The sequence below is a fragment of the Billgrantia ethanolica genome (assembly GCF_021404305.1).
GTDB lineage: Bacteria > Pseudomonadota > Gammaproteobacteria > Pseudomonadales > Halomonadaceae > Halomonas > Halomonas ethanolica.
In genome coordinates this window covers 737,797-750,154 of sequence record NZ_JABFTX010000001.1, presented here as the reverse complement: position 1 = coordinate 750,154, position 12,358 = coordinate 737,797, and the positions used below count along the sequence as shown (strand labels likewise).

Genomic DNA, 12,358 nt, shown 5'->3' with positions numbered 1-12,358 from the left:
CTCACTCCTCCACGCCGCCAGTGTTCACCGCCGCCATGTCCACCCTGGGCTGCGGCAGGGTCGTGATATATGCCACCACGTCGCGTACCGCTCGGTCGTCGACCAGCACCTGGGCCATCTCGATCATCTGGTTGCCATACGGGTCATCGCGGTGCCGCCCACGCACCCCGTGACGGAAGTTCTGCAACTGCCGCTCCAGATACCAGTCCGGCAGGCCCGCCAGGCGTGGACCATTGGTGGCGCGTATCCCCTCGCCCTGTTGCCCATGGCAGTTGGCGCAGGTGCGATAGCGCCGCGCGCCCCGTTCGGGATCGCCGTCGGCAAGGCTGGCCTCGGTGGGCTGGTCGGGCAGAGTCTCGATGTAGGCCGATACGTCGGCGATTGCCTGACGGTCGGGCAGCATGGTGGCGAATGGCCGCATCTGCTGGCCATAGGTATCGTCCTCGTGACTGCCGCGGGCACCGGAGCGAAACAGCCCGAGCTGGCGCTCGAGGTACCAGGCATCCAGCCCGGCAAGCTTCGGCGCGTTGAGCGCCTGATTGCCCTGGCCCTCGGCGCCATGACAGGCGGCGCAGGTGGCATAGCGCTCGGCCCCCGCCTCCGGGTCGCCCGGTGCCAGTTGGGCAAGGTCGGCATAGGTAGGCTGCTCGCCGAGCCAGGCGTCGAAGACCTCCTGATCGACCACTTCGATACGCCCGCGCATGGCGAAATGGGCGATACCACACAGCTGGGCGCAGACGATCTCGTACTCACCCACCACGGTGGGAGTGAACCAGAAGTAGGAGGTCTGCCCCGGCACCATGTCCATCTTGGCCCGGAAGTTGGCCACCTTGACGTTGTGCAGCACGTCCTTGGAGCGCAGCACCATCTTGACCGGCCGGTCCACCGGCAGCACCAGATGCGGCGACGTGATCAGGATGTCGTCCTGGCCGGCGGGGTCGTCAACCATGCCGAAAGGGTTGCGCTCGCCGATGAAGCGATTGTGAGCGGCACCGAAGCGGCCATCCTCACCCGGAAAGCGAAAGCTCCAGTGCCATTGCTGCCCCACCACCTCGACCTGGTGGGCTTCTTCCGGCGGCGAAACGAAGGCCCCCCAGACCAGCAGCCCTGGCGCCAGCAGGCCGGCGATCCCCAGCGTGGTCAACCCGGTCAGCCATAGCTCGAGTGACTTGTTCTCCGGGTCGTACTGTGAACGCCGGCGCTTGTTGAACCGGTAGCGGACGACCACATAGGCCAGGAACAGATTGACGGCCAGGAAGACCGCCCCGGTCACCCAGAGCGTGATCGTGATGGTGTCGTCGATCGTTCCCCAGTTGGAAGCCAACGGGGTGAGATACCACGGACTGAGGAAGAAGAACAGCACTGACCCCACTGCCAGCACGATGACCGCAACCGCAATAGCCATGGCTCTCTCCTTCCTCCAGGCAAAGAGCAGGATCCTGGCAAATAACAGGATCGACGACGACGGCGACGCGCAGGCCTAGATACCGGTCCCGCAATGATGCCGGCGCTCTTCCGCTGTGACCTTGTCGATGACGACCTCGGGATGATGCCGATGTATCGCCGAATAGATCATCGACTCGCGCTCGTTGGGGACATCCACCATCATCAGATAAGCCCCGTGTTCGATCTCATCTTCGTACTTGTCGACCTTCACGTCGTGTACCGACACTCCGACCATGGTGCTGGTCCAGATTCCGAACAAACCGCCAAAGATGCCCATGCCGATAATCGTGGTGGCTATGCCGGCGTTGGTGAAGCCTTCGCCCAGGAAGTAAAAGACCACCACCCCGAGCACGCATCCCAGAGGAATGCCGAACAGCAGGCCGCGCACGGCGGCGTGTGCCACGTCCGAAGTCTGCAGCAGCGTGGCGCAGTTGATGCCGTGCTCCTTGAGTTTCAGCCAGTCACGGCCAGTGACGTGAACTTCCTTGTCGGTCAGGCCCAGATCGGTGAGCTCATGGGCGACGTTGACGGTAGTAGCCAGATCAGGGGTTAGGAAGTAGAGGCGCTGCATGGCATGCCCTCCTCTATTATTAATGTCAGGGGAGACGCAGCGCGATTGGGGGCCACACTCAATTGTGCGGCACACTTCCAGTGTGTAACGTTCTTCCTTAATTAATTATTCCCTAAAACATCACGGCGTCTTTAGTTGACCCGATCCGTTGGGTATTTCCTTTATTAAAGTTGTCCAAATCGCCTCTCTGGGCAAGTTCCTTTTGACGGCGCATGCTCTATGGCACAAGCGGACCGCCTGGCAGCGCTCTCGCGGCCATCTGCCGGCAGGTGCCTTGGGCCCGACATCCGGGTAGACTGCGTGTATAGACAATTACCTCGCCAGAAAGGACTCAGCTCAGCATGGGCAGCACGATTCCACTCTATCTGCAGATTCAGCAGCATCTGCTGGAAAAGATACGGAGCGGCACCTGGCCGGCACACCATCAGATTCCCCCCGAAGAGCAGCTGGCGCGTGACTTCGGCGTCAGCCGCATGACCGCCAACAAGGCGATCCGCGACCTCGTGCAGCAGGGCTACCTGACCCGCCAACCCGGGCTCGGCACCTTCGTCACCGACCGCAAGGCGGAGTCGTCACTGGTCGACGTGCACAACATTGCCGAGGAGGTTCGTGGCCGCGGCCACCGTTACGAGTGCGACGTGCTGCTGGCCGAGGCCATCGCCGCCGACGACGAAGTGGCGCTGCGACTGGGCGTGCGCCTGGGCACGCGGGTGTTCCACACGCGTATCGTCCACCGAGAGAATGGAGTGCCGATCCAGCTCGAGGATCGCTTCGTCAATCCGCGCTGGGTGCCGGACTATCTGGAAACCGACTTCCATCGCCACACCCCCAACGAAGTGCTGGTGGCAGCCTGCCCGATCACCGACGTGGAGCACGTGGTCGAGGCGGTGCAGGTCGATGCCACCACCGCCGAACGGCTCGAAATGGATGCCACACAGCCCTGCCTGAGCATGATACGCCGCACCTGGTCGGGCGAGCATCTGATCAGCTACGCCCGCCTGATCCATCCCGGCGACCGCTACAAACTGCGCTCGGCGCTCTCTCGCCGCGCCAGCTGAGCCCGGATCGTGACGCCTCGAAGACGCTGAGCAAGGCCGGTGCAGCCGGCCTCGCTCAGCGGTGGCAAGCGCTATTGCGCGGTGGAAAACCTCAGGCCCCGCTCAGCGCCTGGGCCAGGAAGCCTGCCGGCACGGCCAGCATCAGGCTGAGTGCCACGCGGATGAACCACACCACCACGATGCGCCCTACCGAGAGCGGAATGCTCGTGGCCAGGATGCAGGGAATGGAAGCGGAGAAGAACAGCACCGCCGAGACCGACACCACACCGGCCGCAAAGCGAGCGACGAACTCGGCCTCGGCCATCAGCAGCGCCGGCAGGAACATCTCGGCCAGCCCGGCGGCGGAAGCCTGAGCCAGCGCCATGCCATCCTCCAGCCCCCAGATCGCCACGAAGGGATAGAACAGCAGCCCCAGCCACTCGAACAGCGGCGTGTACTTGGCAGCCAGCAGACCCAGCAGCCCCACCGACATGATCGACGGCAGGATGCTGATCGCCATCAGCAGACCTTCGCGTACGTTGAGTGCCACGCTGCGATGCAGCCCCGGCGCCTGAGCCGCCACCTCCAGGCCGGCTTTCCATGCCGTGTTCAGCCGCTTGCCGGGTACCGCCTCGGGCTCGCCATCGCTGCGCTCATTGTTCATCTGCGACAGCGGCGGCAAGCGAACGGTAACGGCAGTGACGGCAAAGGTGATCGCCAGCGTCAGCCAGAAATAGAGGTTCCACACGCTCATCAGATCCAGCGTGCGCGCCACGATGATCATGAAGGTGGCCGACACCGTGGAGAAGCCGGTGGCGATGATCGCCGCCTCCCGCGCCGAATACTGCCCCGCCTGATAGACGCGGTTGGTGATCAGCAAGCCGATGGAGTAGCTGCCCACGAACGAGGCCACGGCATCGATGGCACTACGCCCCGGCGTGCGCCAGATGGGCCGCATGACCGGCTGCAGCAGCACGCCGATCAGCTCCAGCAGGCCGTAGCTGATCAGCAGGGCCAGGAACACCGCGCCGATGGGCACGATCAGTCCTACCGGTATCACCAGCCGGTTGAACAGGAACGGCAGCATGTCCGGCTCATGCAGCAGCCCCGGCCCCCAGCCGGTCATCGCCATGATGGCCACGGCGACGCCGGCCAGCTTCAGCACGGTGAAGATGCGGTCGGTGAGGCTGCGCCGCCAGGTGCCCTTCCACAGCGGGTAAGCCGCGCCCGCCACGATCAGCGTCAGCGCATAGAGACCTGCAGCCCCGCCCAGCAGATCCCGCGCCGCGGTCACCATGTGGTCCAGCAGGATGGTGTTCCGGCCACCCAGGGTGACGGGAATGAAAAAGATCAGAATCCCCAGCGCGCTGGGAACGAACAGTTTGGCCACGGTGAGCCAATTGAAACCGCTTACGCCCCGGGTGACCGGGTCCGGAATCGCCATGGGTGTCGTCCTCGTCTTGTGATTGATGCGCGGCGCCTTATTGTATATACAATACGTTCGACAAAGGCGCCATGACTAGGTGACGAAAGCACCTACATCTTTAGTCTAAACCTGGAATGGGCTGCAACACCGAACCTCACCACTAAGGCTGAAGACATACTTTGTACAAATAACAAGTTAGATAGCATTCTGAGCAGGCTGCCCGGAATCGAAAGCAAACTAATCGCAGCTTGCCCTTGACCTTCGGCCGATGACGATTTAAATGTATATACATTGAATCGTCAGCCATCAGGAGCCCCTATGCCTGCCAACTCCAAACAGCGCCTCGTCTGGCATGACGTCACGCTCTTCGACGGTCACGACACCCTGCCCCAACCGATGGCGGTGATCGTGGCGGGCGACACCATCGAGCGTGTCGTGCCCATGCGTGAGCTCGACCCGAACGAGACCGCCGACTGCCAACCCCTCGGCCAGGGCGGCGTAATGACCCCCGGTCTGGTCGACTGCCATACCCACCTGGTCTTCGGCGGCTCACGGGCCGACGAATTCGAACGCCGTCTCGAGGGCGCCAGCTACGAGGAGATCGCCCGCCGCGGCGGCGGCATCCTCAGCACCGTGCGCGCCACCCGGGAAGCCAGCGAAGCGCAGCTGTTCAGCCTGGCCAGGCCGCGGCTGGAAGCGCTGTTGCGCGAAGGCGTGACAACGGTAGAGATCAAGTCCGGCTACGGCCTCAGCGTGGATGACGAACTGAAGATGCTGCGCGTGGCACGTCGCCTCGGCGAGACGCTGCCGGTGCGGGTGATGACCACCCTGCTTGGCGCCCATGCCCTGCCGCCGGAGTACAGGGAAGACAGCGACGGCTACATCGACCTGGTGTGCCGCGAGATGATCCCCGCCGCGGCCGCCGAAGGGCTGGCCGATGCAGTGGACGTATTCTGCGAGAAGATCGCCTTCTCGGTGGCCCAGTGCGAACGCGTCTTCGAGGCTGCCGAAGCCCACGGCCTGCCGATCAAGGCCCATGCCGAGCAGCTCTCGAACCTGGGCGGCAGTGCCATGGCGGCCCGCCATGGCGCGCTCTCAGCCGACCATATCGAATACCTCGACGAAGCTGGTGTGGCCGCCCTGCGCGAGGCCGGCAGCGTCGCGGTGCTACTGCCCGGCGCCTTTCATACCCTGCGTGAGACTCAGCTGCCACCCATCGCCGCGCTACGCGAAGCCGGTGTGCCCATGGCCATCGCCACCGACGCCAACCCCGGCAGCTCGCCGCTGTTCATGCCCACGCTGATGCTGAACTTCGCCTGCACCCTGTTCCGTCTGACGCCACGCGAGGCCCTGGCCGGCATGACCGCCCACGGCGCCCGGGCGCTGGGCCTGCACACCCGGCAACTGGGGCGCATCGTCCCGGGCGCACCGGCGGACCTGTGCCTGTGGGACATCGGCTCGCCCGCCGAGCTGGCCTACGCCGTACAGCCTGGCCGCCTGCGCCAGCGCATCTTCCAGGGCCAACGCAGCTTGCATGGAGAATCAAGCCATGACCAAACCCAGCACTGACCTGCACCTGGTCGACCCATCCATCGACATGTCCCTGTGGGCCGGCCGCGAAGACCCGGAACCCGACAGCCTGCGCTGGCATCAGGTGATCACCCCGGTGAGACCGGACAGCGCCCCTGGCGCCGCCCTGGTCGGCTTTGCCTCCGATGCGGGCGTGGCACGCAACCAGGGCCGTGTGGGTGCCGCCGAAGGCCCGCGGGCCATTCGCCGCGCGCTGGCGCCGCTGGCCTGGCATCGCAGCGCCCCGATGTTCGATTCCGGCGACGTCAGCTGCCACGGCAACGACGACCTGGAAGCGGCACAGCAGCGCCTGGCAGAGCGCATCGCCAGCCTGCTCACCCGCGGCCACCTGCCGCTGGTGCTGGGTGGCGGCCACGAAGTGGCCTTCGGCAGCTGGTCGGGCCTGGCGCGTCACTTCGGGGCGCAGGGAGAGGCCCGCCCGCGTATCGGCATCGTCAACCTTGATGCCCACTTCGATCTGCGCGACCCGACCCACGTGCGCTCCTCCGGCACGCCCTTCGCCCAGATCGCCGCCGAGTGCCACGCCCGCGACTGGCCGTTCCGCTACGCCTGCCTGGGCGTGAGCCGGGCCAGCAATACCCGCGCCCTGTTCACCCGGGCCAGAGAGTTGAACGTGTTGGTGCGCGAGGACCACGAGATCGATGCCCTGCGCCTCGACGCCATCGTGCGCGAACTGCAGCGCTTCATGGCGCGCTGCGACCACCTCTACCTCAGCATCGATCTCGACGTGCTGCCGGCGGCCGAGGCACCGGGTGTGAGCGGCCCCGCCACCCGCGGCGTGCCCCTGGCGCTGATCGAACCGCTGCTCGAGGCCGTCCGCGACAGCGGCAAGCTGCGCCTGGCCGATGTCGCCGAGCTCAACCCGAGCTTCGATATCGACGGCCGCACCGCCAAGGCCGCGGCACGCCTGATTCACCGGCTGACGCTGGATACCTGAACCGACCCACAACGATTAGCAACACCAGAGAGAACACGACGATGAACAGCCATACCACGCCTGCCGATCCCCGCCACGACGCCAGCCGCCATATCGCCGCGCCCACCGGCGCCGAACTGAGCTGCAAGAGCTGGCTCACCGAAGCGCCCATGCGCATGCTGATGAACAACCTCCACCCCGACGTGGCCGAGCGCCCCGAGGACCTGGTGGTCTACGGCGGCATCGGCCGCGCCGCCCGCGACTGGCAGTGCTACGACACCATCGTCGCGACCCTCAAGCGCCTGGAGGACAACCAGACCCTGCTGATCCAGTCGGGCAAGCCGGTGGGCGTGTTCGAGACCCACAAGGACGCCCCGCGGGTGCTGCTGGCCAACTCCAACCTGGTGCCGGCCTGGGCCAACTGGGAGCACTTCAACGAGCTCGACCGCAAGGGCCTGATGATGTACGGCCAGATGACCGCCGGCTCGTGGATCTACATCGGCTCACAGGGCATCGTCCAAGGCACCTATGAAACCTTCGTCGAGGCCGGGCGCCAGCACTACGGCGGCGACCTCACCGGCCGCTGGATCCTCACCGCCGGGCTCGGCGGCATGGGCGGCGCCCAGCCGCTGGCGGCAAGCCTGGCCGGCGCCAGCTCGCTGAACATCGAATGCCAGCAGTCGCGCATCGACTTCCGCCTGCGCACCCGCTACCTGGACGAGCAGGCCGATGACCTCGACGACGCCCTGGCGCGCCTCGAGCGCTACACCGCCGAGGGCAAGGCGGTCTCCATCGGCCTGTGCGCCAACGCCGCCGACGTGCTGCCGGAACTGGTCAAGCGCGGCGTACGGCCGGACATGGTCACCGACCAGACCAGCGCCCACGACCCGCTGCACGGCTACCTGCCGTCGGGCTGGAGTTGGGACGAGTACGTGGCCCGCGGCAAGCGCGAGCCCGAAGCGGTGGTCAAGGCCGCCAAGCAGTCCATGGCGGTGCACGTGCAGGCCATGCTCGACTTCCAGCAGATGGGCGTGCCCACCTTCGACTACGGCAACAACATCCGCCAGATGGCCAAGGAAGAGGGCGTGGCCAACGCCTTCGACTTCCCCGGCTTCGTCCCGGCCTACATTCGTCCGCTGTTCTGCCAGGGCATCGGCCCGTTCCGCTGGGCCGCGCTCTCCGGCGATCCGGAAGACATCTACAAGACCGATCAGAAGGTCAAGGAACTGATCCCCGACGACCCGCACCTGCACCGCTGGCTCGACATGGCCCGCGAGCGCATCAGCTTCCAGGGGCTGCCGGCGCGCATCTGCTGGGTCGGCCTCAAGGACCGCGCCCGCCTCGGCCAGGCCTTCAACGAGATGGTCAAGAACGGCGAGCTCAAGGCCCCCGTGGTCATCGGCCGCGACCACCTGGACTCCGGCTCGGTGGCCAGCCCCAACCGTGAGACCGAGGCCATGATGGACGGCTCCGACGCCGTTTCCGACTGGCCGCTGCTCAACGCCCTGCTCAACACCGCCGGCGGCGCCACCTGGGTCTCGCTGCATCACGGCGGCGGCGTGGGCATGGGCTTCTCCCAGCACGCCGGGGTGGTGATCGTCGCCGACGGCACGGACGACGCCCACGCCCGCCTCGGCCGTGTGCTGCGCAACGACCCCGGCACCGGGGTGATGCGCCACGCCGATGCCGGGTACGATATCGCCAAGCAGTGCGCCCGGGAGAATGGGTTGGATCTGCCGATGCTCGACAAGTAAAGGAGCCATTCATGACCCATCTCGACATTCAACCCGGCAAGATGACCCTGGCGCAGGCGCGCCAGGTGTTCGAGGCGCCGCTGCGCGTGACGCTGCCCGACAGCGCCGACGCCGCCATCCAGCGCGGCGTCGATTGCGTCAATCGCGTCGTCGCCGAGGATCGCACCGTCTACGGCATCAACACCGGTTTCGGCTTGCTGGCCCAGACCCGAATTGATCACGACAACCTGGAAGAGCTGCAGCGCTCGCTGGTGCTGTCCCATGCCACCGGCGTGGGCGAGCCCATGGAAGACGCCTTGGTGCGCCTGATCATGGTGCTCAAGGTCAACAGCCTGGCGCGCGGCTTCTCCGGCATCCGCCGCGAAGTGCTCGATGCCCTGCTCGCCCTGGTCAACGCCGAGGTCTACCCGCACATTCCGCTCAAGGGCTCCGTCGGCGCCTCCGGTGATCTTGCGCCGCTCGCTCACATGAGCGTGGTGCTGCTCGGCGAAGGCAAGGCACGCCATCGCGGCGAGTGGATCCCGGCCCGTCAGGCCCTCGAGATCGCCGGACTCCAGCCGCTGCGGCTCGCCCCCAAGGAGGGCCTGGCGCTGCTCAACGGCACCCAGGTCTCCACCGCCTACGCCCTGAAAGGGCTGTTCGAGGCCGAAGACCTGTTCGCCGCCGCCACGGTCTGCGGCGCGCTGACGGTGGAAGCCACACTCAGCTCGCGCTCGCCCTTCGATGCCCGCATTCACGATGCCCGCGGCCAGCGGGGACAGATCGATGCCGCTGCCGCCTACCGTAATCTGCTCGGTGAGCGCAGCGAGATCAGCGACTCCCACGCCCACTGCGACAAGGTGCAGGACCCCTACTCGCTGCGCTGCCAGCCCCAGGTGATGGGTGCCGTGCTGACCCAGATCCGCCAGGCCGCCGAGGTGCTGGCGGTGGAGGTCAACGCGGTCTCCGACAACCCGCTGGTGTTCAGCGACGAAGGCGACATTCTCTCCGGCGGCAACTTCCACGCCGAGCCGGTGGCCATGGCCGCCGACAACCTGGCCCTGGCCATCGCCGAGATAGGTTCGCTGACCGAGCGTCGCGTCTCGCTGATGATGGACACCCACATGTCGCAGCTGCCGCCGTTCCTGGTGGAGAACGGCGGGGTCAACTCCGGCTTCATGATCGCCCAGGTCACGGCCGCGGCACTGGCCAGCGAGAACAAGGCCCTGGCCCATCCGCACAGCGTCGACAGCCTGCCCACCTCGGCCAACCAGGAAGATCACGTCTCCATGGCGCCGGCCGCCGGCAAGCGGCTGTGGGAGATGGCCGACAACGTGCGCGGCATCCTGGCCATCGAGTGGCTGGCGGCCTGCCAAGGGCTCGATTTCCGCGTCGACGGCAGCGGCCATCGCCTGACCAGCACGCCACGCCTGGAGCAGGCCAGGAAGGCACTGCGCGGCCAGGTCGACTACTACGACCGCGACCGCTTCTTCGCCCCCGACATCGAGAGCGCCACCCGCCTGCTCACTTCGCGGGTGCTCAATGCGTTGGTGCCGGTGGAGCTGCTGCCCAGCCACTGACCCGGCCGCCCCATTGAGGTAAGATACGCTGCCCCGGCCTGCCAAGCCGGGGTTTTCTTTCGCCCATCCGTTTCGCTTCGGTCCGATCCTCCAGCTCGAGAGCCGTCATGAATGCCATCGTTCTGGCCATCCTGGTCATGGTCACCCTCAGTCTCGCCCGCGTCTCCGTCGTCTTCGCCCTGATCGCCGCCAGCCTGGTCGGTGGCCTGGTCGCCGGCATGCCCATCGGCGACATCATGGACGCCTTCAACCAGGGGCTCGGCAACGGTGCCACCATCGCGCTCTCCTACGCCGTGCTGGGTGCCTTCGCCGTGGCCCTGTCGCGTTCGGGCGTTACCGAGCTGCTGGCCGAGCGAGCGATTCGCGGCCTGCACCTGGACGACCAGCCGTCGAGCCGCCGCTGGGTCGCCTTCACCCTGATCGGCGCCCTGCTCGCCGCGGCGGTGAGCTCGCAGAACCTGATCCCGGTGCACATCGCCTTCATCCCGGTGCTGGTGCCGCCGCTGCTCAAGCTGATGAACCACCTGCGCCTGGATCGTCGCGTGGCGGCCTGCGTCATCACCTTCGGCATCACCGCGCCCTACATGCTGCTGCCGGTGGGCTTCGGCGCGATCTTCCTTAACGACATCCTGCTGGCCAACCTCAACGAGAGCGGCGCCGAGCTGGGCCTGGAGGTCACTCGCGGCATGGTGCCCATGGCCATGCTGATGCCCATCGGCGGCATGGCGCTGGGGCTCGCCGTCGCCGTGCTGTTCAGCTACCGCAGGCCGCGCCACTACGAGGACCGCGACCTGGCTCACGGCGACGAGACACCCGCAGAGGCGGCCAAGCACCTGGCGCCATGGCAGATGGCGGTGCTCGGCGCCGCACTGGTGGGCACCGTGGCGATCCAACTGCTCTCGGGTTCGATGGTGCTGGGCGGGCTGTTCGGTTTCGCCCTGCTCTCGGTCAGCGGCGTGTTCCGCTGGCACGAACAGGACGACATCTTCACCGAAGGCATGCGCATGATGGCGCTGGTGGGCTTCATCATGATCAGCGCGGCGGGCTTCGCCGGGGTGATGCAGGCCACCGGCGAGGTGCCCGCGCTGGTGGCGGGCTCGGCGGAGCTGATCGGCGACAACAAGGGCCTGGCGGCGCTGATCATGCTGCTGGTCGGTCTGTTCATCACCATGGGCATCGGCTCGTCGTTCTCCACCGTGCCGATCATCGCCTCGCTCTACGTGCCGCTGGCACTCAGCTTCGGCTTCTCGCCCATGGCCACCGTGGCTCTGGTGGGTACCGCCGCGGCGCTGGGCGATGCCGGCTCACCGGCCTCCGACTCGACCCTGGGCCCCACCGCCGGGCTCAACGCCGACGGCCAGCACGACCATATCTGGGATACCGTGGTGCCGACCTTCCTGCACTACAACGTGCCGCTGATCGCCTTCGGCTGGCTGGCCGCCATGGTGCTGTGACAGGGCTTTTGCTGACGCTCAGCCCAGCCCGCAGCAGCTCTTGAACTTGCGCCCGCTGCCGCAGGGGCAAGGGTCGTTGCGGCCGGGCTTGAGGCGCTCCAGGCTGGGCTCGCCGTCGACATAGAACCAGCGGCCCGCCTCGTGCACGAAGCGCGAGTTCTCCTCCAGCACGCCCCAGCGCCTGTCTTCGCGGAAGGTGGCGCGAAAATGCACATGCCCACGCTCGCCCGCCGCGCCGTGATCGAGCACCTCGAGCCGTATCCAGCTGGTGGCCTCGTCCTGGTTCAGGTCCGCCGGGCGAGTGCTGGCGTGCCAGGTCGCCAGCAGGTAAGCGTCGAGCCCCAGGGCGAAGGCACTGAAGCGGGAGCGCATCAGCGCCTCGGGGCTCGGCGCCGCCTCACCCGCATGAAAGCGGCCGCAGCAGGCGTCGAGCGGCAGTCCGCTGCCGCAGGGGCAGCGCGAGATCGTCGAAGTCATCGGTTCTCCGTTCCGTTGAGCCGCCATTCTAGCCCAGGCAGCGCTGGCGTTGCCGAGTACCACCATGCGGATACCCGCCGAAACAGAGCGACGGTTTCGCTCGCCGGCTGCTGTCCTACACTGGAGGC

10 protein-coding genes are annotated in these 12,358 nt (G+C 66.6%); 6 read left to right on the top strand and 4 right to left on the bottom strand.

Annotated elements, in window-relative coordinates:
* Window position 1: 1 nt before the first annotated feature.
* Complete coding sequence (locus tag HOP53_RS03435; protein WP_234268697.1) at window positions 2–1,405, bottom strand: c-type cytochrome; 1,404 nt, start codon at window positions 1,403–1,405, stop codon at window positions 2–4.
* Between the two features lie 75 nt (window positions 1,406–1,480).
* A complete protein-coding gene (locus HOP53_RS03430) occupies window positions 1,481–2,017 on the bottom strand; it encodes a DUF1269 domain-containing protein (RefSeq protein WP_234268696.1) in 537 nt (178 codons plus the stop codon).
* 341 nt (window positions 2,018–2,358) lie between these two features.
* Here HOP53_RS03430 and hutC point away from each other — a divergent pair, with 341 nt between their 5' ends.
* A complete protein-coding gene (gene hutC / locus HOP53_RS03425) occupies window positions 2,359–3,075 on the top strand; it encodes a histidine utilization repressor (protein WP_234268695.1) in 717 nt (238 codons plus the stop codon).
* Between the two features lie 91 nt (window positions 3,076–3,166).
* Here hutC and HOP53_RS03420 read toward each other — a convergent pair whose 3' ends face one another.
* Window positions 3,167–4,498, bottom strand: coding sequence for a YjiH family protein (locus HOP53_RS03420; protein ID WP_234268694.1), 1,332 nt, complete (start codon window positions 4,496–4,498; stop codon window positions 3,167–3,169).
* 300 nt (window positions 4,499–4,798) lie between these two features.
* Here HOP53_RS03420 and hutI point away from each other — a divergent pair, with 300 nt between their 5' ends.
* From hutI to HOP53_RS03395, 5 genes are all read left to right on the top strand, one after another.
* Window positions 4,799–6,049 carry an imidazolonepropionase gene (hutI, locus tag HOP53_RS03415; RefSeq protein ID WP_234268693.1) on the top strand — a complete coding sequence of 417 codons (1,251 nt, stop codon included), beginning with the start codon at window positions 4,799–4,801 and terminating at the stop codon, window positions 6,047–6,049.
* The gene (hutG, locus tag HOP53_RS03410) at window positions 6,030–7,007 is read left to right on the top strand and encodes a formimidoylglutamase (RefSeq protein ID WP_234268692.1); all 978 of its coding nucleotides are present in this window, start codon (window positions 6,030–6,032) and stop codon (window positions 7,005–7,007) included. The genes hutI and hutG overlap by 20 nt, the downstream gene beginning before the upstream one ends.
* A gap of 41 nt (window positions 7,008–7,048) precedes the next feature.
* The gene (gene hutU / locus HOP53_RS03405) at window positions 7,049–8,740 is read left to right on the top strand and encodes a urocanate hydratase (protein WP_234268691.1); all 1,692 of its coding nucleotides are present in this window, start codon (window positions 7,049–7,051) and stop codon (window positions 8,738–8,740) included.
* Between the two features lie 11 nt (window positions 8,741–8,751).
* The gene (gene hutH, locus HOP53_RS03400) at window positions 8,752–10,299 is read left to right on the top strand and encodes a histidine ammonia-lyase (RefSeq protein ID WP_234268690.1); all 1,548 of its coding nucleotides are present in this window, start codon (window positions 8,752–8,754) and stop codon (window positions 10,297–10,299) included.
* A gap of 107 nt (window positions 10,300–10,406) precedes the next feature.
* Window positions 10,407–11,753 (top strand): Na+/H+ antiporter family protein, encoded by a 1,347-nt coding sequence (locus tag HOP53_RS03395; protein ID WP_234268689.1) that lies wholly within the window; start codon window positions 10,407–10,409, stop codon window positions 11,751–11,753.
* 18 nt (window positions 11,754–11,771) lie between these two features.
* On the opposite strand, the gene HOP53_RS03390 is transcribed toward HOP53_RS03395, so the two are convergent.
* Window positions 11,772–12,230 carry a YchJ family protein gene (locus tag HOP53_RS03390; protein ID WP_234268688.1) on the bottom strand — a complete coding sequence of 153 codons (459 nt, stop codon included), beginning with the start codon at window positions 12,228–12,230 and terminating at the stop codon, window positions 11,772–11,774.
* Between the last annotated feature and the right edge of the window lie 128 nt (window positions 12,231–12,358).

Excerpts from the sequence above, each read along its gene's own strand:
- HOP53_RS03420 (WP_234268694.1), bottom strand. The coding sequence starts at position 4,498 with ATGGCGATTCCGGACCCGGTCACCCGGGGCGTAAGCGGTTTCAATTGG.
- HOP53_RS03430 (WP_234268696.1), bottom strand. The coding sequence starts at position 2,017 with ATGCAGCGCCTCTACTTCCTAACCCCTGATCTGGCTACTACCGTCAAC.
- HOP53_RS03395 (WP_234268689.1), top strand. The coding sequence starts at position 10,407 with ATGAATGCCATCGTTCTGGCCATCCTGGTCATGGTCACCCTCAGTCTC.
- HOP53_RS03390 (WP_234268688.1), bottom strand. The coding sequence starts at position 12,230 with ATGACTTCGACGATCTCGCGCTGCCCCTGCGGCAGCGGACTGCCGCTC.
- hutH (WP_234268690.1), top strand. The coding sequence starts at position 8,752 with ATGACCCATCTCGACATTCAACCCGGCAAGATGACCCTGGCGCAGGCG.
- HOP53_RS03435 (WP_234268697.1), bottom strand. The coding sequence starts at position 1,405 with ATGGCTATTGCGGTTGCGGTCATCGTGCTGGCAGTGGGGTCAGTGCTG.
- hutU (WP_234268691.1), top strand. The coding sequence starts at position 7,049 with ATGAACAGCCATACCACGCCTGCCGATCCCCGCCACGACGCCAGCCGC.
- hutI (WP_234268693.1), top strand. The coding sequence starts at position 4,799 with ATGCCTGCCAACTCCAAACAGCGCCTCGTCTGGCATGACGTCACGCTC.
- hutG (WP_234268692.1), top strand. The coding sequence starts at position 6,030 with ATGACCAAACCCAGCACTGACCTGCACCTGGTCGACCCATCCATCGAC.
- hutC (WP_234268695.1), top strand. The coding sequence starts at position 2,359 with ATGGGCAGCACGATTCCACTCTATCTGCAGATTCAGCAGCATCTGCTG.